This window comes from Arthrobacter rhizophilus (genome assembly GCF_026241105.1).
In the GTDB taxonomy this organism is placed as follows: domain Bacteria; phylum Actinomycetota; class Actinomycetes; order Actinomycetales; family Micrococcaceae; genus Arthrobacter.
In genome coordinates this window covers 24,083-49,919 of the sequence record NZ_JAPFFT010000003.1, presented here as the reverse complement: position 1 = coordinate 49,919, position 25,837 = coordinate 24,083, and the positions used below count along the sequence as shown (strand labels likewise).

The window sequence follows — 25,837 nt, the reverse complement described above, 5'->3', positions numbered from 1 at the left end:
GCACCACTACGTGGTGGCGTGTTAGAAGCCGTTGGTTGCCGCGACATGTACCGTGACGCCCAATTCCTGGATGTTCTCTTGGGTGTCCTGCGCCAGTTCGTCGTCGGTGACAACGGCATCTAGTTGCTCGATCGGCGCCACCCGGAACTTCGCAAAGGTTCCAAACTTGGTGCTGTCCGCCAGCAGGAAGCAGCGCGACGCTGACTCGAGCGCGGCCAGTTTCATTTCCACCTTGTCCATGGACGGCGTGGTGACGCCGCGGGACAGGCTCCATGCGCCCGTACTCATGAAGAACAGATCGATGTTGATGTGCTTGATGGCGTCGGCTGCCATACGGCCTGAGCTTGAGGCACTGGAAGCATCCACCACGCCCCCGGTGTGGATGGTCTCAACGTTCGGGTACGCGAACAAAGACGTGACCACGTAAAAATCGTTGGTGACCACCGTGATGTTCTTCCGGGCGCCGAGGTAGGGGACCACGGACTGGCAAGTGGTACCGGCGTCGAGGAACAGAACCATGTCATCCTCGACGAACTGGGACGCAAGCTCGGCGATTGCTTTTTTCCGAGGCAGCTCCAGCTGCGCCCGGGATTCCCTCTCCCGGGGAGGCTCCTGGCTGGTCCCCTCCGCTAAACGCACGCCACCCTGGACCGACAACACATGCCCGGCATCTTCGAGGGCTGTGATGTCGCGCCGGATGGTCATGTGGGAGACGTTCATGGATTCCGTGAGGCTGCGGATGCTCAGCACCCCCTCGCGGCGAAGCAAGCGAAGGATCTCCTGATGGCGCTGCTCCGGGATCAGGGGAGGTGATGTTGACGAACTCAAAGTTGCTCCTTCGCGGTGGACAACCCCATCTTAACAAGTTTTCACACGCTGTTCCGATTTGTGCTTGCCGGAGCCGACATCCCTGATAGGTGCACGGCCTTGCCTTAAACATCGACAGATGTAAATATTTACAAGTGTCTATGTCATTGGAGTTAACGCCCGTCCAGGCGGTGGCGTGTTGTTCGCCCCTATCGAGGGAACCGCTCTCGGAATCGGAAGCCGAGGGGATTGTGCCGCTGCTGAAGGCGCTGGGCGATCCGGTGCGGCTGCGGCTGATGTCCCTCGTTGCGTCCCACGAAGGCGGCGAAGCCTGCGTATGCGACCTCAACGACGCCTTTGAGCTGTCCCAGCCGACCATCAGCCACCACCTGAAGGTCCTGCACGAAGCGGGCCTGTTGGAGCGCGAAAAGCGAGGCGTCTGGGTCTACTACCGTGCGCGCACCGATGCCCTGGAAAACCTTGCCGCCCTCATCGGGGGAAAGAGCCGGTGAGCGTGCTCATGCGGCGCGCCGTCGCGGAGTTCGCCGGCACCGCCTTTCTGATCATGGCTGTGGTCGGGTCCGGGGTGATGGCCTCGCGCCTGTCCCCGAACGACGTCGGACTGCAGCTCCTGCAGAACAGCATCGCCACGGGCGCGGCGCTGGTGGCCCTGATCCTGGCCCTGCAGCCGGTCTCGGCATCCTTCAACCCCGTGGTCACGCTGGTGGAACGGGCACTCGGCATACTGGACACGCGCACCGCCCTGGGCCTGATCGCCGCCCAGTTCGCCGGTGGCCTGGCCGGAACCGTGATCGCCAACCTGATGTTCGGCCTCGACGCCGTGACGCTCTCCACGCATGAACGCGCCGGGACGGGGTTGTGGCTTGGCGAGGTCATCGCCACCATCGGGCTGGTCCTGATCGTCTTCGGCACCGTCCGCTCCGGCCGCGCCGAAAGGGTAGCCTTCGCCGTGGGCGGCTACATCACGGCTGCCTACTGGTTCACCAGCTCCACCAGTTTCGCCAACCCCGCCGTGACCGTGGCCAGGACCATCACCGACACCTTCGCGGGGATCGCCCCGGTCTCCGCCCCGGCGTTCATCATCGCCCAGCTGTTGGGCGGCGCCGCAGGATTCTTGCTGATCCGTGCTCTCTATCCATCCATACCCGCACCCGCCTTGGCCGCGCCCGCCTTGGCCGCGCCCGCCTTGGCCGCGCCCGCCGTGGCCGCGCCCGATCGAAAGGTCCTCTCATGAGCACTGAAACCGTCAAGAAACCCTCCGTTCTCTTCGTCTGTGTCCACAACGCCGGGCGTTCCCAGATGGCTGCCTCCTTCCTCACCACCCTTGCTGAGGGGCGGATTGAGGTCCGTTCCGCCGGGTCCCAGCCCGCAGACAAGGTCAACCCCGCCGCCGTCGAGGCCATGGCCGAACTCGGAATCGACATGTCCGCCGAGATCCCCAAAATCCTCACCACCGAAGCCGTGAAGGAATCCGACGTCGTGATCACCATGGGCTGCGGAGACGAGTGCCCGTACTTCCCCGGCAAGCGCTACGAGGACTGGGTCCTTGAAGATCCGGCCGGCCAGGGCATCGAGGCCGTCCGTCCAATCCGGGACGAGATCAAATCCCGCATCGAGGCACTGATCGAGTCCCTCACCCCCGCAGCCAAATAGCGCAGCACCGCGGGAAGCGGCGGCTGCCAGGATGGACTGTTGCGGTTCAAGATCCAGAGTTGCGCAGTTCCACGGCCGTCATGTTCCATTGGTCTGTTGTTGGCGCCGTTGCCCCGATTTTCACCTGGGTACCTGCGGCCCCTGTTGACTGGTTGGTGTATTCACTCCAGGAGGTGTCGCCGTGTGTGGGGTCAACCCATTGATCCAGCATGGCGAAGCCGGTGGGAAGGGTCCTGGCGGTGGCGTTGTCCCAGTCATGACCGACGGCGAAGACGAGCGACGTCGCCGAGGTTGTTGTTACGGTCAGACCCGGGGCCCGGCTGGCTGCGCTACCGGTGGAGACTGCCCCTGTTCCGGCCGCGCCTTCATAGGCGACAACGGTCAGGTCCTGGGCGTAACCGGTCTTCGTGGGTGCTGATTTCACGGTGACCTTGTTGAGTACTGTGCTGGCCGTGGCGGACCAGATTTCGGCATCCCCGGATTGGGAGTTGGCGCGCCCAACCAGCTTCCACGTCAGGCCGGCACCTGACACTGTTGCTGACTGGTTGCCCGCCCCGCTGGGGCCGTCCATGGAAACGAATGCCAGCAGCACCTCGCCGGCCACCACCGTACTGAAGCCGGGCGTCTGGACGGTGCCCGTTCCCCGTGCATTCACGTTGGCCTGCAGGACGAAACAGATCATCGGCGGTGCCGGGTTCTGGACCGTAACGGTGATGGCAGGGGCGGTGCCGATATTTCCGCTGGGATCCGTCGCCTTCGCTGACAAAGTGTGCGCACCGTTGATGGCTGTGGTTGTATTCCAGCTGGTCACATAGGGCGACGCCGTGACAGGACTGCCCAGCGGTTGGCTATCGAGCAGGAACTGGACTGAGGAGACCGCGACATTGTCCGTGGCATTGGCGGCTACCGTGATGGTGCCGGACACGGTCTGGCCCGCCGTCGGGTTCGTGATCTGGACGGTCGGAGGGGTCATGTCCGGCGGTGGCGGACTGGACGCCCCGGGAATGATTTCAACGCCGGCCATGTTCCACTCATCTGCCGTCGGTGCGGTGTCGCTCAGTGTGACGGTCTGCCCGGCCGCCGTGGTCAGGGCCGTGGTTGTCTGCAGCCAGAAGGTATCCCCGGTTGTGGTGTTGAGCCATTGAGCGACCATCTGCTGTCCGGAAGCGAGAGTACGGGCAGTTGCGCTGTCCCAGTCCTGGCCGACAGCGTAGGTCAGTGACCCGGCGGATTTCGATGCGAAACTCACCGAGGGCGGTCCGGACGCGACCGCGGCTGAACCTGACGCGCCGATTCCCCCTGAATTCATGAAGCTTTGCACGGTGAGCTGCTGACTGTAACCGGACTGGCCGGGGGTTGACGTTACCGTGACCCCGGTCAGTGCCGTTGTGGCTATCGCACTCCAGATTTCGGCGTCGCCGTGCACGGAATTGCTTCGCCTGACCAGGCTCCAGGCCAGTCCGGCCCCGCTGACGGTCGCTGTTTGTCCGCCCGTGGAGGCCCCATCGGAGGAAACTTCCGCAATCAGCGTTTCTCCGCTTGTCGCTGTGGAGAAGGCTGCCGTTGTCACTGGCCCGGATCCCCGTGCCTGGATGCTTTGGTCAACGGCCAGCCCCGTGGACGAACTCGGCACCGAGACCGGGACCACTGCTGCGGTGTTGGTGTTCCCCGCGGTGTCAGTGGCCCGCGCACTGAGATAGTGCGTCCCGGGTGGCGTATTGCCCACGGTCCAGGAATAGGTGTAGGGCGAGGCGGTCACGGGAGCGCCCAGCGGCTGGCCGTCAAGGAGGAACTGGACCGTGGAGACCGTGGCGGGTGACGTGGCGGCGGCGTTGGCTGAGACGGTCACCGTCCCGGATACCGAGGCCCCGGGCAAAGGGCTGGTCACCGAAACGCTCGGGGGAACAACCTTCGGGTTGCTCTGGGAAACGACACTCACGCTGGTCCCGTTGATGGCCAGCACGGTGTCCGTGACGTTGTTCGTGGCATCGCTTTCCGTCAGAACATGTAAGGGGTCGGCTACAGCCCGCAGAATATAAGTTCCGTTGGTAATGCCGCTCAGATCAATTGGTTGTCCTGGGTCGGTCTGGTCATACTGATCTCCCCAGCCCACGGACCAGCCAAGCGGCTTGGTTGGATCGGTGCAGTTCGATTGCGGTATGAACGTGTTTGACGGAGTGTTAGGAACCGTGCCGACTCTGGTGTTGGCAGTGATGCAGTAATCGGTCTTCGGGCTGGTGGCTACTGCCGCCCCGATTGAGCCGTCCGCATTGATGGAGTTCAGCGTGAATCTGGTGAGCGGGAACTGATAATCGCCCGACGCGCTGAAGACCCCGGTGGCGGCCACCGGAACGGTGTGGTCAAGTGACCAGACTCCCGGGCTTGGGCTGTTGTAGAGGGACTGGATGAAGGTGGCGGTTCCGGTGGCGGAATTGTAGGTAGGGTCGATTTCAAAGGGACCCGTTCCTGCGTCCCAGGTGATGTGCGTGAAGCGGAGCATCGGATGGCCGCTGGTAGGGTCAAGCCCGATGGAGATGAGGTTGGTAGGTACCTGGATCTTCATGTCCGGCGGAGTAAGTGTTGCCGCCGTGGCCGGGCCGGGCGCACCGACCATGAGTCCCCAAACCAAAGCAATGGTGGCGGTGAGCACAAGACCGAGGCGTGGATCTTTTCGCATGGCATTCGTCCCCTGATTGAAGCGTCGCAAGTGTCGACAAGGCCCTGATCGCGGCACGTAGCGAAAACGCGCCGCTCAATTCCGACTCAATTCCGACCGCGACCGACGGTCGACAGTCTCGCGCAGAGCATATTCGATGAGAGGTTGCCAGGGCGCGAGTAGTGACTACCCGTTAATTGAGGTTCCTTCGCGCGCCGACAAACCCGCTTAACAAGTTTTCACAGACTGTTCCGATTTGTGAATATTTGGGGTAATCTCTTAATCAATGTTAACAAAATTCGAAGTACTAGAGACCATCGTCCGCACCGGCGCCTTGCTGATTGCCCGCCTGGACAGTGCCGACGAGGCCTACCGCGTATCTGAAGCTGCCATCGAGGGCGGCATCCGTGCAGTGGAGGTCCCGTTGACTGTTCCCGGCGCCCTGGGAGTCATCGAGCGGCTTGCCGACAAATACGGGGACCAAGGCATCGTGATCGGTGCCGGTACCGTGCTCGACGCAGAGGCTGCCTTCGCAAGCATCTCTGCGGGCGCGCGGTTGCTGGTCAGCCCGCAGTTCAACCCGAAGATGATCGCTGCCGGAAACCGCTACCAAGCCGTCACTGCCAGCGGAGCGTTCACCCCCACGGAGGTCGTCAACACCCTGGAAGCCGGGGCGGACATCATCAAGCTGTTCCCCGCTGAACTCGGTGGGCCTTCATACGTCAAGACCATCCTGGCACCCTTGCCGCAGGCACCCATCATGCCTTCCGGCGGAGTGACCCCCGCGAATGTCGGCGCCTGGTTCGACGCCGGTGTGACCGCCGTCGGCGTGGGAAGTTTTGTGACAAAGGCGGCCCGGAACGACGGCGACTACGGACTCGTTGCCCGCGCTGCACAGACCTTCCTCGCAGCGATCGACGAAGCCCGGCGCTAGCCGAACCCCGCGATCCAAAAACCCGGCGCGAGCCGGAGTCCGGCACCGGCCGGCAAACAAAACCCGGCAGGAGCCGGCGAAAGCACAACCCGACAAAGACCGTCGGTCAGAACACAAAGGAGTGAGCTGCATGAGCCAAGCATCAGCAGATATTGATACCGCGGACACCAAGCCCCTGCATCGCGTGAGAATCAGGTGGTACCTGGTAGCCCTGCTGGTCATCGGCGGGATCGTGAACTACCTCGACCGAAACAACCTCAGCATCGCGAACACCACGATTGCCAAGGAATTCGGCCTCAATGCGCTCCAGATGGGACTGTTGCTCTCGGCATTCTCGTGGCCCTACGCCATCGCCAACCTGCCGGCCGGCTACCTCGTGGACAAATACGGTCCCAAGCGCATGTTCGCCTGGGCGGCCGGGCTCTGGTCCATCATCTCGATGCTCTCCTCCCTCGCCAACTCCTTCGGCTTCCTGTACGCCGCCCGCGTGGCACTCGGTATCTCCGAATCCCCGTTCTTCACCTCCGGGCTGAAGGTCGCCGACCGCTGGTTCAACAAGACAGAGCGCGCCCTCCCGGTCTCGATCGTCAACACCGGCTCGCAGATTGCCAACGCGATTGCCCCGCCGCTGCTGACCTTCCTCTTGCTGACCATGACCTGGCGCGGCATGTTCATCGTCATCGGCGCACTCGGCGTGATCATCGCCCTCGTATGGCTCCGCGTCTACCGTGACCCCACGCTCAAGGAACAGTTCCTCATCAAGGGTGCCGAGTTCGAAGAGCAGTCCAAGCCAAAGGAAAAGCAAGCCGGCTGGGGCGAACTGCTCAAGCAGAAGAACACCTGGTTCATGGTTCTGGGCGCATTCGGCATCTTCTACACGGTGTGGGTCTACCTCACCTGGCTCCCGAGCTACCTGCAGACCGCCCGTGGCTTCAGCCTCAGCCAGAGTGGATGGCTCGCAGCCCTTCCGTTCCTCTGCGGCATCATCGGCGTGCTGACTGGCGGCGTGATCTCCAGCAGGGCCATCCGCCGCGGTATTCCTACCGTCACCGCCCGCAAGCTCCCGATCGTCGGAGGCGCACTCCTCGCAGCCGCAGCCGTCCTGCCCGTTGCCTACGTTGACAACTCCGCACTGGCTATCGTCCTGCTCTCTGTCGGTTACTTCGCCGCCCAGGTGCCGATCGGTGTCCTCTGGACGCTGGCCGCGGACATCGCAGAACCCACCCAGGTTGCATCCTTGGGCGCCATCCAGAACTTCGGCGGCTTCCTCGGTGCGGCACTCGCCCCGATCGTCACGGGCTTCATCCTTACCGAGACCGGTGGAAACTACACCTTCGTCTTCCTGATCGGCGGAGTCCTGCTAGTGGTGGGTGCACTCTCCTACGGCTTCTTCGTCAAGGACCGTCGGGCCACCGTTACGGCCTAGTCTCAGCGCTGTGGCGGGGACGGCAACAAAGCCCACCCGCCACAGCCCTTTGTTGAAAGAATTTGATCCAGCGTTCAATATCCAGGGTTCAATGCAGAACAGACAGTTGAAGACAACCATGCCGCAGGTATTTTTCGTGATCGGGCCGGCGGGCTCCGGCAAGTCGAGCGTCAGCAAGCTCCTCGCCGAACACTACGGCGCCGCTTACATCGACAAGGACACGGCCACCAAGCGATTCACGGAGCTGCTGCTGACGCTCAACGGTTCCGATCCGAACGAGCGGGACAACAACGAGTTCTACCAGCAAGCCATCCTGCCGCTGGAGTACGCGTCCATTTTGGACCTCACCCGTGACAACCTGAGCATCGGCCGCTCCGTGGTCCTGGACGCGCCTTTTGGCAAGTTCTTCGTCGATCCGGACTACCTCATCGACGCCCGGCGGGAGCACCAATGGCCTGAGGCCGAGCTGATCGTGGTGCATGTTCGAACCGATGGCGAGGCCGTCAGGGCGCGCCTTGTGGCCCGGGGGTATGAGCGCGACGAGTGGAAACTCAACAACTGGGAGCAATTCTGGGCCGCGTCCCAGGCCAACGCCTGCGAGTGGAAAGCTGCCCGCCACGTCGACCTCGACAACAGCGGCGACGCGATCGACGTCGAGCTTCTCGACATTGCATTCGGCGCCGACGTTCCGCCGGCTGACGCACCTGCCTGACTGCCGTTACAGGGCCTTCCAGCTTCCGAGGCACGCCTGCCATGACGGGTTTGTGACGGTCTCCACCTAGAATTGTTGGTTGAAGCAATCTAAACGAGAGCCGCGGCGCATAACGCTGCGAGTCCTAGGGGACAAGACCATGCCGGATTCTGTGGAAAACGAAGCGAGCGCCGCTGCATCAAGCGAAGGGCAGCCGGAACTTCGGCGACGCCGCGATCGCCGCCGCGCAGAGGGTGACGACGACGCCTGGACAGGAACTATGCCGATCATTACGCCGAACGATTCCGTAGCAACCGCTGCCCCGCTTCAAAGCAGATCCTGGGCTGAAGCGGCAGCCGCCGCCGACGCGTTCATCGAGGCGGAACCGGTCAGTGAAGACTCCAGCCGTGAAGAACCCGGCTTCGAGCGCCCGACGGCGGCAGCACCGGCGTCGGGGGCTCCGTCGTCCGGGGCTCCGTCTCCAACAGCTGGGCGGGCCGGACGCACCGCGGCTGCGAATGCTCCGATTTCCGACTTCATCTCGTCGCCCGGGTCCTTCGTGAGGGAACAGAAGCCGCGCCCCATAGGCGGCTTTCGCGGCATGCTCTACAAGCTCACCGGTGGCGCCTGGAACCTCGGCCCGAGTGCCAAGCAGCGTGAGGAAGACGAACTGGCGCGGCGCATTTCCCGGCAGCTCCAAGGCAGCTACAACACCGCCGTCCTGAGCCTCAAAGGTGGCATCGGCAAGACTTCCACCACGGTAGGCGTGGGCCTCACCCTCGCGGAGTTCCGCGGCGACCCGCCCTGCGCCATCGACGCCAACCCGGATTCCGGCGACCTCGTAGAGCGCGCCCTGGGTGAAGGCATTTACCAGAAGGCCACTCCGCGCACCATCACGGACTTGCTCCAGAACGTCGACAACGTCGATTCGCTGACGGCGCTTGCCCGGTATATGCACCACGCGGGCCGATTGCACCTGATCGCCGGCGAACAGGACCCGGAAGTCTCGGATTCACTCACCGCCGAGGAGTACCTGCGCATCCGCCAGCTGATCTCGGGCTACTACTCCATTGCCCTGACCGATTGCGGCACCGGCGTCACGCACAACGCGATGAGCGGCATCCTCCAATCGGCCGACAACCTGATCATTGCGGCCGGCTATGCGGTGAGCGGTGCCAAACGCGCCCGCAGCACCCTCCAGTGGCTTGCGAGCCACGGCTACGAGGACCTGGCCCGCAACGCGATCGTGGTCATCACGGACAAGGACGAAGTCTCGTCCCGCGTGGACAAGGACGCCATCGAGGAACACCTCTCCGGGATCTGCCGCCAGTTGATTGCCGTCCCGCACGACAGGGGAGTGGCCGACGGCGACCTGGTCACCCTGGACGTCCTGCGCCCCGATACCCGCCGCGCGTACAAAGAGATCGCGGCCGCGATCGTGGACGGGTACGTGTAGCGGCTCCTGCATTTCGCGGCGTAATTTTCCCGGCGCTGCGCTTCCGCACTGACGCTACGCGAATTTCGTGCGCGCAGGACGAAAAGTGCGTCGCAGCGCGCGTTGGCCCGTCCACTCTATTTACTACCTGGCCTGCTCGGCTTCATACTCGACTGCTACCTGGATTGCAAATTGTCGCTTCTGCCCAGACTTTCCTAAAGTTGGTGGCGGACGTCTTCCGTATTGCGGGGCGTCCTCGCCATGACCGGGAACTGGGCCCGGCCATGGTGCACCCCCATCTTTCACTTTTGTGACAATTCGCTGCGCCCGTTTCTGAACTCGCGGCCAGCACCCAGGAGCCTCATTTTGATTCCAAAGAACCTAGCTTTCGCGTTCGCTGCATTGCTCCTCGTCGGACTGACCAGTGCCTCAGCCACCGTCCCCGCCCCCATTGCCGGCCGTTCCACCAACCCAGCGCCCGACGCCGGCCCCGCACCCATCGCGAACGCCGCGCCCGCCGCCCAGGTCGCCCCGGTCGCCACTCCGGCTGCGGTTCCCGCTCCGGCAGCAGCTCCAGCACCTCCCGCCGTTCCGCAACCTGCCGCCGCAGCGGCGCCCGCCGTCGTCGTGCCCCAAGCTGCCCCGAACGGCTCCGTGAAGGTGCTCGACACCACCGCGGCCATCACCGACCCCGCCTGGTTCCGTCAGGCCTACGCCGAGGGCTTCCGTCTCTACGTGATGCACTCAACCGTTTGGGGCACGTGCACCCCGTGGCAACAGACCCAGGTCCAATTGAAGATGGCGCTCGACGCCGGCCTCAAGATCGCGGTCTACACGCGTGACGCATCGTGCTGGGAAGGCGGCATCAAAGCCGCGGGCCCATACATGTCCCAGTTGCAGTTCTTCGCCCTGGACGTCGAGCCCGGGAGTTCGCCCGTGACGCGTGCCATGGTGGATGGCGTGCGCAGCCTGGGCGTTCGTCCCGTGATCTACAGCGGAAGCGGCATGTGGCCCGGGTTGATGAACAACTCCACCGCGTTCGCGGACGTACCCCTGTGGGATACCAACGCGAGCAACATCAACTACGCCAGCTGGACCGCGAACTACCTGGCTCCAGCCCCGGTGCAGTACGGCGGCTGGAACACGGCCAGGACCATGCGCGTGGGAATCCAGCAGAAGTTCGAGCACACCCTGAATGGCATCAACGTAGACCTGAACTCCTTCAGCGCCAGCTTCCTCAAGTAGGCGCGGCGCTTCTTGCCCTGCGCGGCGCTAAATTCCTGACGCAGCGGGAAATCCGGGGGCGTCAGGAAAACACGGTGTCGGAGGGCACGGGGCGCGTCGGGATTGTTTCCGCGGAGTTGTCCACATGGAGGAATTCGGTGCTGCCGCGGGCCGCAGTCCACGTGGCAGTTTCTCATGCATGACCCACTTGCCCCGTTTGATCCTCAGCCGAGATCACCTTTTTCACGGAATCACTCTCAAGGAACTCGCCCGGGCTGCCAAGGCGGGTACCCTGCATCGTGTGCGCCAAGGAGTGTATGTGGACGGCGCCGCGTGGGCCGCGCTGAAACCGTGGGAACAATACCGTGTCCGGGTCAGCGCCGCAGCCGAAACTTCCATCGCACGGACCATATTCGCCAGGCACTCGGCAGCGTCGGTCTGGGGGATCCCCACCATAGGCGTGCATCATCCGGTGCAGGCTGTGACCTTGAAGAACGACGGCGGCCGCTCGCGTGCCGGGATATCCCGCCACTACGCGGACCCCACCAGCCTCACGGTGCGTCGCAGAGAGGGACTATTGGTGACGGACAGGGTGCGCACGGTCTTGGATCTGGCCGCTTTTACCCCGTTCGTCGAATCCATCGCTCCCTTGGACCACGTGCTCAAAGACGATCGGAAACGGGGACTGCCCGCCATCTCGAAAGAGACGCTGCTGGCAAGAGTGGATGGAATCTACACGGCAGCGGCCATCCGGAGGATCCAAGTGGCCGTCGATTTCGCGGATCCCCTGTCCGGATCGGCGGGGGAAACCTACAGCCGCGCTTTGATGCACGCTGCCGGATTCGAGGCTCCTGTCCTTCAACGTGAATTCCGCGACGAAGCAGGCCTCGTGGGCTATTCGGACTTCTATTGGAAGGGTGTGCGGGTGGCAGGGGAGTTCGACGGCATCGACAAGTACCTGAAGCCGGAATTCCTGAAGGGACGGACTGCCGCTCAAGCCGTGGTCGAGGAGAAGCTGCGTGAGGACCGGATCCGCGCCACGGGGTGCGGCGTCGTCCGTTGGGTGTGGGCAGAACTCATGGTTCCCGGCGTGTTCGAACGGAAGCTGGCAACGGCAGGGGTGCCCCGGCGTCGTCCGCGAGGAGCCTTATGACGCGCAAAGTATCCCGCGCTGCGCAGAATGCCTGGCGCTGCCGGAATTCCGGGTGCGATAGGTATTTTGCGCAGCGCAATAGAAGGGGCGTCCTAGGATAAAGGGGATGACCACCACCAGCACCATCCAACCCTTCAATCTCCGCAGCATTGCCCTGCCCGCCTTCGGGCCCGCCCTGCTGTTCTGCATAGGCGAAGGCGCGGTGCTTCCCGTAGTGGCATTGTCCGCCCGCGATCTTGGCGCCTCCGTGGCCGTTTCCGCACTCGTAGTCACCTTGATCGGGCTGGGCTCCTGGCTTTTCAACCTGCCGGCGTCGCTCATCACCATCAAGTTCGGTGAGCGGTGGGCAATCGTAGGCGCGGGTGCCGCCGGAGCCTTGGCTTTGCTGGCCGCCGGATTCGCGCCCCTCCTTGCCCACAACGGCATCTGGCTGCTTGCCGCGGCGATGACCGTGGTGGGGATGTCCACGAGCGTCTTCAACCTGGCCCGCCAGAAGTACCTCACCGAGGCCGTCCCGGTCATTTTCCGGGCCCGCGCCCTGTCTACGCTGGGCGGCGTCACCCGGATCGGCGTGTTCATCGGCCCGTTCGTCGGCGCGGCCGTGATGCAGTTCGCAGGCATCAGCGGTGCGTATTGGGTCGGCGTTGTGGGCATGGCGGCCGCAGCGGTGCTGTCCCTCACCATCCCGGACCTCGTAGTGCCGGACGACCCCGACGGCGGCCCCAAAGGACCTGAGCCAACCCTCCGGGGAGTGGCGGCTTCCCACGCGGGCGTGTTCCTCACGATCGGTACCGGGATCCTCCTGCTCAGCGCACTCCGGGCCTCCCGCCAAGTGGTCATCCCTCTATGGGCGGACCACCTGGGACTGGACGCAACGCACGCCTCACTCATCTATGGCCTGTCCGGCGCGATCGACATGCTCGTGTTCTACCCGGCCGGCAAACTCATGGACCGCAAGGGGCGGATGTGGGTTGCCGTGCCGTCCACGCTCATCATGGGCGCGGCGTTGTTCCTGATGCCCCTATCGGCCGAGTTTGCGGGATTGCTCCTGGCTTCGCTCCTGATCGGTTTCGGCAACGGCATCAGCTCGGGACTCATCATGACGCTCGGCGCCGACTTTTCCCCGGACAAGGGCCGCGGCCAATTCCTTGGCTTGTGGCGGTTCATCTCGGACGCCGGTTCCACCGGTGGACCCGTCCTGCTCTCGGCCCTCACAGCCACGGTATCCCTTGCAGCGGGGGTCTGGGCCACAGGCGTTCTGGGCGTGGCCGCTGCAGCCGTGTTCGCCGTCGCGCTCCCCAAGCTCAAGCACCGCCGCAACTACTAAGGCGCCCGACGACGGCGGGACGCGCCGGCGTCGGACGCTGCCTGATGGCGGGCTGCGGAGTCAGCCCGTAGCGGCAATGTGGGGCAGATCCTGCACCCAGGCGGCCTGCCGCCCACTCCCAGACTCCGGTCAGGAGCCTCCGGTATGGTGGACTGGATGGTTTCAGTCATCACGCCTCCGCGTCCCGCCACTACCCGGAAACCCACCGGGAATCCGGCCCCGGCGAAAACCAGACCGGATGGCGCAGGAGCTCCCCGGCCGAGCGATTCACAGCAGTCCAGGCCCGATCTCGGGACGCTGACCGCGCTGCGTTTCGTCGCGGCCCTGTGGGTGGTGCTCTTCCATCTTCAGGCCATGCGGCAAACTTTCCTTGCCCCCGTCTACGAGCTGCTCGGCCCGGTCATTGCCAATGGTGACCTGGGCGTGGACGTGTTTTTTGTGCTCAGCGGCTTCATCATCACCTACACCTACCTGGACCGTCTAGGCCCCCGGTTCCGCTGGCGTGCGGCCGCGGACTTTGTCTGGGCCCGGTTCGCCCGGATGTGGCCGGCGTTCGCCCTGGTGGTGGGCGTGCTGGGCCTGTGGTTCGCGTATGGGACCGAGGAGCAATCCGCGGGGACCTGGTCGCTGCAGACCCGGGCCCCGGACCTGTCGCCGTGGGGGCTGGCCAAGCAACTACTGATGGTCCATCTCTGGTTCCAACCGGGCACCGACGGCGCCAGCTGGTTCGGCCCGGGCTGGACGGTCAGCGCCGAATGGCTGGCTTATCTGGCGTTCCCGCTGCTGGCGCTGGTCCTCTTCCGGCTGCGCCGGCTGCATCCGCTGGCAGCGCTTGCCGCTTCAGTGACGGTCCTGCTGCCGACAGCCATTTGGGGCCAGGACCTGCCAATCGCCGCCGGCGAGCATCAGCCGTACGAGTGGCTGCTCCGGATCGCCTGCTGCTTCCTCTCCGGCGCCTTCGCCTGTATCGCCGCCCGGAATGCGGACCAAATGAACTTCAACTCCGCGCTCGCCGGGCCCGGCGCGGTACTGGCCGGAACCGCCGTCGTCGTCTTCCTGGCAACGGCCGGAAAACCGGGCCCCGGACGGCTGGCCGTGCTGGCCTTCCCGCTGCTGATCGCACTCCTGAGCCTGACCCAGGGTTGGCTTCGCTCGATGCTGTCCGCACGCTGGCTGCAGTATGGCGGACACAGCTCCTACAGCCTGTACCTGGTCCACATGTTCTTTATCTATCTCTACTACTGGCTGGAAAGGGACTGGCCGAATGGTGCGGGTCCGGTGGCCACGAACGTGCTCGCGGCGGGTTGCCTGGCCGGAATTGCCCTCGCCACACACCTGCTGTTCAAGTATGTCGAGGAACCGGCCCGCCTCCGCCTGCGCGCGCTGGTACCGCGGCCGCGCTGAGCCTCTAGGTCCACACGTCAAGATCCGACCATTCTTGGCCGGGCCGTTGCCCCGATTTCCGCGGAAGTACAGGGATCCGGGACGACGATACCGGTCAAAAGTGGTCAAACGTTGAGTCACCGACCGGACCAAGGAACGCCGTCGCGTCCTCTGCCACCCGGTCCGGACACTCCCACAAGACCGGGTGCCCACACTGTTCGCATCGCCCTGCCCGGAGGTCGGGCGCGTAAACCCTGAAGTCGGTCAGACGGGGTACAAGACGGTCAAAGCTTAGACGGGCTTCACCCCATGCATGCAATAGGACCAGCGGCCTTGCACCGACGCCGCCCTGGACGAGACACGGCACCGTGATTCCCGTGCTGAGCCTGGGATTCAGGACTTCGGAGTCCATAGCCCTCAGGGTACGCCGACGGCATTGTGGCGACGGCAAATGATCCCCTTCCACCCCGCTGAATCTCCCCACGTTTGGCAGGGCCGCGGCTTCGGAATCCGCAGAAATACGGGGATTCCGGACAACGACACCGGCCAAAAGTGGTCGAAAGTGGGGAAACCACGACGACGGCCGGCGTCGGGCGCTCAAGGCGACGGCCGGAACTAAGGCGACGGCCGCCGTCGGGCGCTCAGTCCGAAAAGCCAGGTGGCAGCGACGGTTGCCAGATAACCGGTGATGACGATCAGCGCGGCCCCGGCCCAAAAGTAGTTGGTGGTGCTGCTTTCCTGGCCGAAACCAGGGGCGATCTTGATCAGCGAGTACACAGCAACAGCCGCCGCCGCGACGCCCGCCAGCGCCGACAACAACAGCCACAAACGCGAGGAAGCCCAATGGTCGCCGCGATCGTCATGGACGTTCCAGCGATTCCCGGTGCGCAGAACCAGCCAACCGGCCGGGAGCATGACCGCTCCCACCAGGAGGAACGCCGCTACGACGTCGGCGGGCCGGTGCCACTGGTTGATCAGCGTGGCCACCCCGGCGGCCACCGCGAACGTTCCGCCCAGGAACCCGGCCACGGGCCGCCAACGCGGCGAGACCACCAGGAACACCGCGGCTGCCGCGGAGGCCGCCAGGGTCGTGTGGCCGGACGGCAGCGAATTCAGCTCGATGGTCTCGACCCCGCGGAACGGCCTGTCCGGGAACCAATCCTTCAAGACCTGCGTGGCCAGGTTTGCCGCCACGCAAGCGGCCAGGGCAATGCCCGCGGCCTTCCAGCGCCGGCGCGCTATGGTGACGAAAAGGACGACGACGGCGGCGATCGCCACCGAAATGACCGGCAACCAATCGAGGAACTTGGTGGTTGCCCGCTCGGCCGGGCCGTTGAGGGTCACGGCTTCCACCAGGGCGGATTCGTCGATGTACTGTCCCGTTGTGGTGCGGACGAAGAAATAGTAGGTGGCGACGAATCCGGCCACGCATGCCAAGGTTGCCAGCACGAAAAGGAAGCCCGTTCCGGCGCCTGCCCAGCGCTTGTTTGCGGTCCTCTGTGTGGCCGTCAGCCGGCCTGTGCTAGGAAAACTCATCCCCTTCAGGGTGCCATATCTAGCTGGGAGGATCACTTTTGCTCGGCGAGAAGCTCCTCATAGAGCTCCAGGTGTTCCGCAACCATCCTTTCGGCGCCGAAATAGGTTTCCGCGGCCCGGCGGCATTCGCCGCGGTCCAACGTGGCGGCGGCAATGAGGGCGGACGCGAGTTCCGGGGGAGTGGAACCGAGGTAGCCGGTGACGCCTTCACAAACGATCTCCGGGGCGGATCCTCGGAATGTTGCCACTACTGGCGTGCCGGTAGCGAGGGCCTCGATCATGGCCATCCCGAAGGGCTCATCCCACTGAATCGGATTCAGCAAAGCCACGGAGCCGCCCAGGAGGACGAACTTGTCCACGGCGTTCAGCTCGCCGAGGTATTCGACGTCGGGCCCCAGCAACGGAGCAATGACCGCAGAGTAATACTCATGTTCCTCCGCGCTGTACATCTTGGCCGCAATTCGGAGCGGAATCTGGGCCAGTCTGGCGGCCTCTATTGCTTCCGGCAAGCCCTTGCCGGGGTGCATCCGGCCAAGGAAGCTGGCGTAGCCGCCGTCGCCGGTTCCGAGCGGGACGGATTGTGTGTTGATGCCGTGGTGAATGACCCTCCGTACCTTGATTCCCGGGGCAGTGTCTGCTTGATGCTGCGAGATGGCAATGATCGCGGTGTCGGTTGCCATTGCTTGGTAGATGTCATGGTTTTCGGTTGAAAAGGGGAGATGGGCCGTTGCGACGAGGGGAATTCCGCTTGGCCGATGCCTATAGAGCGGCCCGGCCAGCGTGTTGTCGTGGATGAGGTCCACATCCTCCATGGCCGCGAAGGCATACACGCTGTGGCGAAGTTCGTCGGTGCCGTTCCCTATCCTGGATCCGTCCGCGAGCGGAGGGCCCGGGACTCTTTCCACTGGACATGTGCTTCCGGAGGCCGCCGCCAGAAGCACATCATGGCCGGCTGCGGACAGGCCACGCGCCAGGATATCGATGATCGACTCGGTGCCGCCGTAAGCGGGCGGTGGGACGGGGATCCAGGGCGGGGCAACCAATCCGATGCGCATCTACTTCACCCGCCGCGGTCCAGCGGTGACATGGTGGACATCCAACAGGTCGGAAAGCGGCTTGCGGGCCTCGAGGTGCAGCGCGATATTCTCAGGTAGGTCCATGACCCGTGTTTTTCCGTTGACCACCTCCACGGAAATCCGGGATCCGGCCAGCGGAATGTTCCGCATCTTGATGTCCCCGAAGCCTTCGGGGAGCACAGGCGCCAGCCAGAGGCCTCCGTGTGTGAGGCAAGGATCGAAGCGGAGCAGCACGCGGAGGAGGTGAACCGGTGTGGCGGCCGCCCAAGCCTGCGGTGAACACGACGAGGGATACGGAACGGGCATCCCGTAGGTTTTCCTGTCCAAGCCGCAGAACAATTCCGGCAGCCGCCCGCCAAAGGCCTCCGCCGCATCCAAGAGGCCCGTGACGATCCGCTGGGACTCCTCCACAAATCCGTACCGCATCAAGCCGCCGGCAATGAGGGCATTGTCGTGCGGCCACACCGAGCCGTTGTGGTAGCTCGCAGGATTGTAGGCTGCCATGTCTGAGGCGAGCGTCCGGACACCCCACCCGGTGAACATGGTGTCCGACATCAGCCGTTCCGCGACCAAGGGAGCCTTGTCGTCGTCGACGATTCCGCTCCAGAGGCAGTGGCCCATATTTGACGCGCACGCATCTACTGGCCGCTTGTCGCGGTCCAGGGCGATGGCGAAATAGCCGCGTTCAGGAAGCCAGAACTGCTCGTTGAACTTGCGCTTGAGTTCGGCCGCCCGCGAACCCCACACTGCGGCAAGCTTCGCATCTCCGTCCTCTTGGGCCATGAGTGCCCTGCTGAGATAGGCCGTGTACACATAGCCCTGGACTTCGCACAGCGCGGTTGGTGGGGTGGCCAAAGTGCCGTCGGCGAAGTTGATGCCGTCCCCGGAATCCTTCCAGCCTTGGTTGAACAGGCCTTGGTCCGTGGCCCGCGAGTACTCCACAAAGCCATCCCCGTCGGCGTCTCCGTAGTCTCGGATCCAATCCAAGGCCCGGTCCACCGCAGGCAGGAGGGATTCCGTGACCTCCGAGCGGAATCCCCAGCGGGTGAGCTCCCCGGCAAGCGTGACGAACAATGGAGTGGCATCCACCGACCCGTAGTAGGCACTCCCGCCCCCAAGGGCCAAGCCCGTGCTGGCGCCCAGGCGGACCTCATGCAGGATCCGGCCGGGTTCCTCTTCGCTGAGCGGGTTGACGGTGCGGCCTTGGTGATCGGCGAGGGTTTGCAGGGTTCCCAAGGCCAGCGAGGGGTCGAGGGGAAGGGTCATGAAGGAAGTCAGGAGCGAGTCCCGGCCGAAGAGGGCCATGAACCAAGGCGATCCTGCTGCCACCACGGTGCGTCCAGGATGGTCGGGGTCGAAGATCCGCAACGAGCCGAGGTCTGCCCTGCTTTGATCCAACGCCTTTTCGAAGACGTGGTTGGCCACTTCCGTTTGAGGAACCTTGCCGTGCCACTCCTGCAATCTCTCTTCCGGGACATCGTAAGGACGCTGGCTGCCCCAAACAGAGGCGTCGGCATCCGGGCCAACCCCGTCAATGCTTGGCGTGGCAGTCACATTGGTGGACCAATGGCCTTGGGGTGCAATGGCCACGTCATAGCTGAGGACATCACCGTCAACCAAGGCATTCGGGGCGTCGACAGTGACCAGGACATGCCGCTCCTGCCGCTGGGACTCAAGGACCAACGCCCCATTGCTGCCCTGCGCCAAATGCACACTCTCGTGCCGTGCCCGCCCTTCTTTGACCTCGAAGATGTCGGCAAAATCAGCGCTTACCGTTAGCGAAACAGTGCATCGAGTGGCTTTGTTGGAAAAGTTCCTGACCGTGATTTCCTCGCGCACTCCGCCGAACAGGCTCCGTCGGCGTTCGATCAGCAGGTGGCTGTCTGCCAGGCCGTCGGTGCGTGCCGCCCGGCCGATGAAATCAGCACGATAGGGCTCCGGGACCGGGGAGCCCAGGGCCTCGATGGCGTGGCCGTTCACCGCCAGCACCCAGTTGGACACAAACCGCGTGTCCCGGAAAAACATTCCGTGGGGGCGTATCTGATCCATATCGCCGTTGGCTGCGGACACGCAAAAGGACGTTCCCGCCAACAGCGTCACGGCGCCTGCGCCCGCCGAACCTGCAAGGTTTTCGGCATTCCAACCTGTCATCGATGAGCTCCAAGGTAGGGAAGAGAAGGGAAGGAAGAGGAGAGGGTGGTGATGGGGTAGGGAACGAGATAGGGCCAGTGAAGGCGATGGGAACTGGATCTGGGATTGGAAACAGGGGATGGGGATCGGGAAAACTGGGCAGCTTGCATCAGCGTATTCTGCGCGTCTTCGGAAGTGAACCCTCCCGCACGTGTGGCGGCCTTTTGGTGGACCCTCCTGCAGGTTTGGCGGGTTTTTGGTGGACCCTCCTGCACGTATGGCGGGTTTTCCACTGACGCTCCTTCAGTTCTAACCCCTTGTTGCCGCGGATTGGGGGCGATTTCTGCCGGAGGGTTGGGGTTTTGGGCGCTATATGTGCTGGAGGGTTTGTCGGGTGGGGCGCGATATCTGCAGGAGCGTTGGGGAACCATCACCTAACACGGATGTGATGCTTGACACGTGTTAGGTGGTGGATTTACACTTCCTAACACGTGTTAGGAAGGAAGGGCATGGCAGGAAACAATGGCCACGGTTGACCGGCATGGACATCCCGGGCCGCGGCATCGGTTTGTCCGACACGTGGTGTTGGCGGGCGTGATGCTCTCCATGATTCCTGCCCTGGTGGTGTTCATGTTCGGCCAGCGCGCCCTGTGTGACGGACTCACCGCCGGCACCGGCAAATAGCCCTACTTTTCTGAAAGGCCTTCGATGACGGACCTTGTACCCGCTACTCCTTCCCTTGCTGTGGCGGCCACCCACCCGGACCCCGCGTTCCCGCATTTCCACCCCCGCCCTGCCCAAGGCTGGATCAACGATCCCAACGGCGTCAGCCACATCAACGGCCGGTACCACGTGTTCTTCCAGTTCAACCCGGAATCGGCCCGACACCACCGGATCCAGTGGGGCCATGTGAGCTCCCCGGACCTGGTGCACTGGGATGAGCATCCCGTCGCGCTGCGCCCACAGGACGGCGGGCCGGACGAGTTCGGTTGCTGGACCGGCGTAGTGACCGACGACGACGGCGTCCCCACCGCCGCGTACTCCGGCGTCAGGGCGGATGGGGGTCACTCGCAAGTGGTGATTTCCAGAGGCTCCGCGGACTTGGTGTCCTGGGAGCAAACCGGCCACGTGGCGGCCACCATGCCGTCCGACGGGTTGGTCACGGCCGTGCGCGATCCCTTCCTCTTCCGTTTCAACGGCAAGCGGTACGCCATGCAGGGCGCCGGGCTGGCCAATGGACATGCTGCCCTTTTGCTGTACACCGTGGAGGACATGTCCGACTGGAAGTACCAAGGGATCTGGCTGACCTCCGAAAACCCCGTGGCCGCCACGCACACGCCGGCCGAAATCTGGGAGTGCCCGCAGCTGGTCCGAGTCCCTTCCCACGGCGCACCTTCCGACGGCGCACCTTCCGACGATGTACTTTTCGACGGCCCTGAAACCTGGGTCATGATGTTCTCCCTGTGGCTCTCCGGTGACGACCACGAGCACGCCAACGGAGTGGGCCACCTCATTGGCTCGCTGGCCGAGGACCCGTCCTCTGGGCTCCCGGTGTTTGTTCCGCGCTCCGGCGGCAAGTCTGACCTTGGCCGCGATTTTTACGCCCCGCAGATCGTTCAGCTGCAAGTCGCTGGGTCCTCGTCGGAGCCGCGCGCCCTGCTGTGGGGATGGGCCAACGAAGGCCCGGGCCGTGATGGGCGCCGTGGCCGTTCGCAGGACCAGATCGACGCCGCGGGCTGGGCCGGCGTGTTAACCCACCCGCGCTTCCTCTCGGTTGAGGACGGGTCACTGGTGGTGGCTCCTGCGCCCGAGGTTGAGGCTTACCGTGGTTCCTTGGCTGCGGGCGGGGCGGCCGGGACCGTTCCCTTGCCGCCGTTTGCCGAAGCAATAGTGACTGGTGGCCTTGATGGTAGCCCTGGCGAGGTTCGTCTGGTGCTGGCCTCCGGAGCGGAGCGGCAAGTGGTGTTCGCCGGGCCGCTGTCCGAGGGCGAGGAGCTCCGCATCTTTGTCGATGCTTCCCTGGTGGAGGTGTATCGGAAGGGCTCGGTGGCCACGACGCTCCGCGCCTACCCGGCGGCCGGGGAAATATGGAGCCTTGAGCTTCCCGAAGGTGCCGCGGCGGACATCTGGGAACTGAGGCTGCCCGAATAGGCGGCAGGCCGCCGTCGTGGTTTCCCCACTTTTGACCACATTTGGCCGGAGTCGCAGTCCAAAAGCCCCGTACTTTCGCGGATTCCGGGCTGCGGCCCGGCCAAAAGTGGGGAGATTTAGCGGGCAGGCACGGGTCCCGTGGACTCACGAACCACCAAACGGCAGGAAACCATGGTTTCCAAGCCGGCGTTGGCCGCCAGACCCGCCCTGCCGCCGGCCGCCGCAGGCCTCTGGGCCGCATCCTCAATCTGTTCCAGCAACATGCTCATGGCGGCCGCGCCCATTTCCCGCAACGGGAGGGCCATGGTGGTCAGCGCCGGGACCATGGTGGCGGCGATGCGGAACTCGTCGTCGTAACCCATGACCGAGAGGTCGTGAGGGACGGAGAGGCCCAACCGGGCAGCAGCCAGGGCAACCCCGACGGCGAGGCGATCGTTCGCGCACGCAATCGCCGTGGGCCGCTCGGTGGAGGAGAGCAGTCTCATGGCACCGTGGAATCCGTCGTTGATGTCCCAGCCGGCCGTGAATACGCGGTCGTCGCGAACGGGGATGGCGGCCTTGGCCATGGCCTCCCGGTGGCCTTCGATGCGCAATGGCACAGCCGGGGAGGTGGCGGCGCCGGCGAGGAAGGCGATGTCGCGATGGCCCAGCTGCAGCAAGTGCTCGGTGGCTTCCCTGCCGCCGGAAACCTCGTCAGGGATGACATGGTGGAGCCGCGGGGTGGGGCTGTTGTCGAAGCAGTTGGCCAGCACAGAGGGGACCCGCAGCATGCCCTGGGGCACGTCGAGTGGCTTCAAGCCGACCGTGACGTACATCAGCCCGTCCACTTGCCGGTCCAGCAGGGTTTCGACGGCGCTCTCGTCCCGCGAGGCGTCGCGCTCGGTGTCCATGACGACCGTGACAAAGCCGTGGGCGCGGGCCACATCGTCGGCGCCACCGATGATGTTGCCGTCGAACGGGCTCACAACCACCTCGTCAGACACGATGCCAATTACGCGCGTGCGTTGGTTCCGCAGGCTCAGGGCGATGGCGTTGGGCGAGTAGTTGAGCTCCGCCGCGGCCTGCCGGATGCGGTCCTGGCTCTCCTTGGCCACATTGCCGTCGCCGCGCCCGTTGAGCACCAGCGACACCGCACTCCGCGAGACGCCCGCCCGTTTCGCGACGTCGAGCGCTGTGGCCTTGCGCTGCATGCGGGCTCTCCTCCGGGGGTGGTTCGGGTTTCTTGCTGCATTCTACCTAACGCGTGTGAGGGCCGCCGGTACTGCAACCCTCCTGCACTTTTAGAGCCCTTTACGGCGATCCTCCTGCAGATATATGCCCTTCCACCCAAACCCTCCTGCAGATATGCCGGGCGTAGAGTATCCACCATGCCCGAATTCCCCACCCTCGACGAGCTCCTTGCCACCGCCACCGTGGTCAGCCTGCCGATGCGCGTCAAGTTTCGGGGGATCACGGAGCGCGAGACCCTGCTGTTCCGCGGCCCGGCCGGATGGGGCGAGTTTTGCCCGTTCCCCGAGTACGGCGACGCCGAGGCCTCCCGTTGGCTCGCCGCCGCCGTCGAAGCCGCTTGGCAGGGTTTTCCGCCCCAGCTGAGAGACACTATCCCCGTCAACGCCACGGTTCCCGCCGTGCCTGCCGCCCGGGTGCCCGAGGTCCTGGAGCGCTTCGGCCGCGTGGACGCCGTCAAAGTCAAGGTGGCCGAGCGCGGGCAGGAACTCGCCGACGACGTCGCGCGCGTCACTGCCGTCCGGGACGCCCTGCCGGACGCCGCGATCCGCGTCGACGCGAACGCGGGCTGGGACGTGCCCCAGGCGATCGAGGCACTTGGGCGACTTTCCGCCGTCGGGCTCGAATACGCCGAGCAACCCGTACCGGATATCGAGGGCCTCGCCGAAGTCCGCCGACGGCTCGCGCAGCAGGGCACGCCCGTGCTCATCGCCGCCGATGAATCCGTGCGGAAGGAAGACGACCCCCTCAAGGTGGCCCGGGCCGGCGCGGCGGACCTGATCGTCGTCAAGGTGGCGCCGCTTGGGGGAGTGCGGCGCGCGCTGGACATCGTGGCGCAAGCAGGGCTTCCCGCCGTCGTGAGCTCGGCGCTGGACACGTCGGTGGGGATCCGCGCGGGGCTGGCGCTCGCCGCCGCGCTGCCGGAACTGCCTTACGCGTGCGGGCTGGGGACCGTGCGGCTGTTCACCTCGGACATCACGCGGGATCCGTTAGTGCCCGACGTCGGCGCCATCCGCGTCCGCGAAGCCGTCGCCGACGAGGGGCTACTGGAGCAATACGCGGCTCCCGCTGAACGTCGCGACTGGTGGCTGGACAGGCTCCGCCGAGTGCACGCTCTCCTGGCCGGGCAGTTCACCGGAACCTAACCGGAGCGTCCTCTCGCCACCCGACGGTCGCTCACCTTTGCTTTCATAGGTGAGCGAGCGTTTGAGGGGGAGGCGCCGCTAATAGACTGGTGCGGTGACTTCGCAAGGCTCCCTGAGCTCCCTCGCCGCTGCCCGGATCGCCGTTAAGGCGTTGCTCGACGGCGGTGTGCGGTACGTGGTGGTCTCTCCGGGTTCGCGCTCGGCACCTATGGCCTACGCGCTGGCCGAGGCCGAAGCAGCCGGAAACGTCCGCCTCCTCGTCAGGATCGACGAACGCTCAGCTGGTTTCACGGCCCTGGGCCTGGCCCTGTCCACGGGCGCCCCGGCGGCCGTCCTCACCACCTCAGGCACCGCCGTCGGGAATCTCCTCCCCGCGGTCATGGAGGCCAACCACGCTGCGGTTCCCCTCGTAGTCCTTTCGGCCGATCGTCCCGCCGAACTCCTGGGCACCGGCGCCAACCAAACCACCATCCAGCTGGACCTCTTCGGCGAACACGTGCGCTTCGCCGTCGACATTCCCGCGGGCAGCAACCCCCAGCACGCCGTCGAGACCGCCCTTTACGCGGCAACCGGCGCCCTCGAGGACACCCCTCCAGGCCCGGTGCAGCTCAACCTTGCCTTCCGCGAGCCATTGGTTCCGGAACCAGGCGAGGCGCTGCCCGCCACCAAGGGCCACGGAGTCTTCCACTACGACTCCGGTCCCCAGCCACTGAGCATGCCCCCCGCTCCCGCGGAACTGACCGAACGGCGGACGGTGGTCCTGGCAGGGCACGACGCCGGTCCGGTCGCCGAGGCCTTCGCCCGCGCCCACGGCTTTCCCTTGCTCGCCGAGCCCTCGTCCAACGCGCGCTTCGGCCCCAATGCGATCGGGCCGTATCGCCTGATGCTGGACAACTTCGGACCAAGCTCTGCCCTGCCGATCGAACGGGTGGTGGTCTTCGGGCGTCCGACCCTTTCGCGGCCCGTCGCAGCCTTGCTTGCCCGAAACGACCTCCCCGCCGCGATGTACGAGCCCGTTCCGGTGGCCTGGTACGAGCACGGCCGGCGTCGTGAGGAACGCTTTGATTCGCTGACTGAATTGGCGGAGTTCGCAGGCCGGGGCTCGGACGAATGGCTCGACGCCTGGCTCCTCGCCGGGGCCGCAGCCCAACACGCGCTCGACGGCGTTCTCGAAGCGGAGCCTGCTGCCAACGGGCCCGCCGTGGGAGCCGTCGTTTGGAAACAAGCCCGCGGGCAGCTGGTTCTGGGCTCCTCCAACGGCATCCGCGACGTCGACCTCGCCGGACAGCCTGCCTCCGAGCCCCTGGCCACGGTTTTCGCGAACCGCGGCCTCGCCGGCATCGACGGAACCATCTCCACGGCTACGGGAATCGCCCTCGGCGCGGGCCGCGAAACCACTCTCCTCCTGGGCGACGTCACCTTCCTGCACGACGCCGGCGGCCTGCTCCTCGGAGCAGGAGAACCCGGGCCGGACCTGCGCATCGTGGTCCTCAACGACTCCGGCGGGGGCATCTTCGGCCTCCTCGAGCACGGCAAGGTGGAGGACGACGGCGGCTACGGCACCGCCGTCGAGCGCCTCTTCGGCACCCCGCACAGCGTCGACATTTCCGCGCTGGCCGCGGCATACGGCGTCGGGCACACTTCAGTGCGTACGACGGCGGAGCTCGCCGCCGTGCTTGCCTCGCCTTTGAAGGGGCGCAGCATCGTCGAAGTACGCGCCGACCGTTCCGAGCTGCGCCCGCTGCACGTGGGCATCAGGGCCGCAGTAGGCGCGGCCGTGTCCCAGGTGCTGCTGGGGGCGTAGGGGCTCGGAGCTGGCGACGCGCACACCGACTGGCGACACGGAGGCAGACCCTCGACGC

The 25,837-nt window shown here is 64.9% G+C and carries 20 protein-coding genes and 1 pseudogene; 15 read left to right on the top strand and 6 right to left on the bottom strand.

The genetic code is table 11. From position 1 onward, the window contains the following. Nucleotides 1–21: 21 nt before the first annotated feature. Nucleotides 22–828 carry a DeoR/GlpR family DNA-binding transcription regulator gene (locus tag OOZ51_RS04270; protein WP_265977714.1) on the bottom strand — a complete coding sequence of 269 codons (807 nt, stop codon included), beginning with the start codon at nucleotides 826–828 and terminating at the stop codon, nucleotides 22–24. Between the two features lie 140 nt (nucleotides 829–968). On the opposite strand from OOZ51_RS04270, the gene OOZ51_RS04265 reads away from it, so the two are divergent. The 3 genes from OOZ51_RS04265 to OOZ51_RS04255 are packed head-to-tail and all read left to right on the top strand — an operon-like array spanning nucleotide 969 to nucleotide 2,481. Then, nucleotides 969–1,319: an ArsR/SmtB family transcription factor gene (locus OOZ51_RS04265; protein WP_265977712.1), complete on the top strand. Its 351-nt coding sequence runs from the start codon at nucleotides 969–971 to the stop codon at nucleotides 1,317–1,319. After that, complete coding sequence (locus OOZ51_RS04260) at nucleotides 1,316–2,062, top strand: aquaporin (RefSeq protein ID WP_265977711.1); 747 nt, start codon at nucleotides 1,316–1,318, stop codon at nucleotides 2,060–2,062. The genes OOZ51_RS04265 and OOZ51_RS04260 overlap by 4 nt, the downstream gene beginning before the upstream one ends. Beyond that, nucleotides 2,059–2,481, top strand: a complete 423-nt coding sequence (locus tag OOZ51_RS04255) for an arsenate reductase ArsC (protein WP_265977710.1) — start codon at nucleotides 2,059–2,061, stop codon at nucleotides 2,479–2,481. Before OOZ51_RS04260 ends, OOZ51_RS04255 begins: the two co-directional genes overlap by 4 nt. A gap of 46 nt (nucleotides 2,482–2,527) precedes the next feature. Here the strand turns inward: OOZ51_RS04255 and OOZ51_RS04250 are convergent, their stop codons facing one another. Further along, nucleotides 2,528–5,158: an Ig-like domain-containing protein gene (locus OOZ51_RS04250; protein WP_265977708.1), complete on the bottom strand. Its 2,631-nt coding sequence runs from the start codon at nucleotides 5,156–5,158 to the stop codon at nucleotides 2,528–2,530. A gap of 265 nt (nucleotides 5,159–5,423) precedes the next feature. Between OOZ51_RS04250 and OOZ51_RS04245 the strand changes: the two genes are divergently transcribed. The 8 genes from OOZ51_RS04245 to OOZ51_RS04210 all read left to right on the top strand — a co-directional run bounded on the left by OOZ51_RS04245 (nucleotide 5,424) and on the right by OOZ51_RS04210 (nucleotide 14,731). Next, nucleotides 5,424–6,071 carry a bifunctional 4-hydroxy-2-oxoglutarate aldolase/2-dehydro-3-deoxy-phosphogluconate aldolase gene (locus OOZ51_RS04245; protein ID WP_265977707.1) on the top strand — a complete coding sequence of 216 codons (648 nt, stop codon included), beginning with the start codon at nucleotides 5,424–5,426 and terminating at the stop codon, nucleotides 6,069–6,071. Nucleotides 6,072–6,201: 130 nt separating this feature from the next. Further along, nucleotides 6,202–7,497: an MFS transporter gene (locus OOZ51_RS04240; RefSeq protein ID WP_265977705.1), complete on the top strand. Its 1,296-nt coding sequence runs from the start codon at nucleotides 6,202–6,204 to the stop codon at nucleotides 7,495–7,497. Nucleotides 7,498–7,615: 118 nt separating this feature from the next. Next, nucleotides 7,616–8,209, top strand: coding sequence for a P-loop nucleotide/nucleoside kinase family protein (locus OOZ51_RS04235; RefSeq protein ID WP_265977703.1), 594 nt, complete (start codon nucleotides 7,616–7,618; stop codon nucleotides 8,207–8,209). A 259-nt stretch (nucleotides 8,210–8,468) separates the two neighbouring features. After that, complete coding sequence (locus OOZ51_RS04230) at nucleotides 8,469–9,644, top strand: MinD/ParA family ATP-binding protein (RefSeq protein ID WP_416346344.1); 1,176 nt, start codon at nucleotides 8,469–8,471, stop codon at nucleotides 9,642–9,644. A 345-nt stretch (nucleotides 9,645–9,989) separates the two neighbouring features. Continuing rightward, entirely contained in the window at nucleotides 9,990–10,868 is an 879-nt protein-coding gene (locus OOZ51_RS04225; protein WP_265977701.1) for a glycoside hydrolase family 25 domain-containing protein, read from the top strand. 178 nt (nucleotides 10,869–11,046) lie between these two features. After that, a complete protein-coding gene (locus OOZ51_RS04220; protein WP_265977699.1) occupies nucleotides 11,047–12,000 on the top strand; it encodes a hypothetical protein in 954 nt (317 codons plus the stop codon). 106 nt (nucleotides 12,001–12,106) lie between these two features. Further along, entirely contained in the window at nucleotides 12,107–13,327 is a 1,221-nt protein-coding gene (locus OOZ51_RS04215) for an MFS transporter (protein ID WP_265977697.1), read from the top strand. A gap of 156 nt (nucleotides 13,328–13,483) precedes the next feature. Then, nucleotides 13,484–14,731: an acyltransferase family protein gene (locus OOZ51_RS04210; RefSeq protein ID WP_265977695.1), complete on the top strand. Its 1,248-nt coding sequence runs from the start codon at nucleotides 13,484–13,486 to the stop codon at nucleotides 14,729–14,731. A 594-nt stretch (nucleotides 14,732–15,325) separates the two neighbouring features. On the opposite strand, the gene OOZ51_RS04205 is transcribed toward OOZ51_RS04210, so the two are convergent. The 3 genes from OOZ51_RS04205 to OOZ51_RS04195 are packed head-to-tail and all read right to left on the bottom strand — an operon-like array spanning nucleotide 15,326 to nucleotide 19,473. Next, nucleotides 15,326–16,246, bottom strand: coding sequence for a phosphatase PAP2 family protein (locus tag OOZ51_RS04205; protein WP_265977693.1), 921 nt, complete (start codon nucleotides 16,244–16,246; stop codon nucleotides 15,326–15,328). 32 nt (nucleotides 16,247–16,278) lie between these two features. Continuing rightward, nucleotides 16,279–17,301, bottom strand: a complete 1,023-nt coding sequence (locus tag OOZ51_RS04200) for a glycosyltransferase (protein WP_265977692.1) — start codon at nucleotides 17,299–17,301, stop codon at nucleotides 16,279–16,281. After that, a complete protein-coding gene (locus OOZ51_RS04195; protein ID WP_265977691.1) occupies nucleotides 17,302–19,473 on the bottom strand; it encodes an amylo-alpha-1,6-glucosidase in 2,172 nt (723 codons plus the stop codon). It lies immediately after the preceding gene. 558 nt (nucleotides 19,474–20,031) lie between these two features. On the opposite strand from OOZ51_RS04195, the pseudogene OOZ51_RS04190 reads away from it, so the two are divergent. Beyond that, a pseudogene (locus tag OOZ51_RS04190) lies at nucleotides 20,032–20,136 on the top strand (carbohydrate ABC transporter permease); the annotation flags it as partial. Between the two features lie 24 nt (nucleotides 20,137–20,160). Continuing rightward, nucleotides 20,161–21,603 (top strand): glycoside hydrolase family 32 protein, encoded by a 1,443-nt coding sequence (locus tag OOZ51_RS04185; RefSeq protein WP_265977690.1) that lies wholly within the window; start codon nucleotides 20,161–20,163, stop codon nucleotides 21,601–21,603. 116 nt (nucleotides 21,604–21,719) lie between these two features. Here OOZ51_RS04185 and OOZ51_RS04180 read toward each other — a convergent pair whose 3' ends face one another. After that, nucleotides 21,720–22,793, bottom strand: coding sequence for a LacI family DNA-binding transcriptional regulator (locus tag OOZ51_RS04180; RefSeq protein WP_265977689.1), 1,074 nt, complete (start codon nucleotides 22,791–22,793; stop codon nucleotides 21,720–21,722). A 177-nt stretch (nucleotides 22,794–22,970) separates the two neighbouring features. Here OOZ51_RS04180 and OOZ51_RS04175 point away from each other — a divergent pair, with 177 nt between their 5' ends. Next, nucleotides 22,971–23,975, top strand: coding sequence for an o-succinylbenzoate synthase (locus OOZ51_RS04175; protein ID WP_265977688.1), 1,005 nt, complete (start codon nucleotides 22,971–22,973; stop codon nucleotides 23,973–23,975). Nucleotides 23,976–24,069: 94 nt separating this feature from the next. Next, nucleotides 24,070–25,779, top strand: coding sequence for a 2-succinyl-5-enolpyruvyl-6-hydroxy-3-cyclohexene-1-carboxylic-acid synthase (menD, locus tag OOZ51_RS04170; RefSeq protein WP_265977687.1), 1,710 nt, complete (start codon nucleotides 24,070–24,072; stop codon nucleotides 25,777–25,779). The last annotated feature ends 58 nt before the right edge of the window (nucleotides 25,780–25,837 follow it).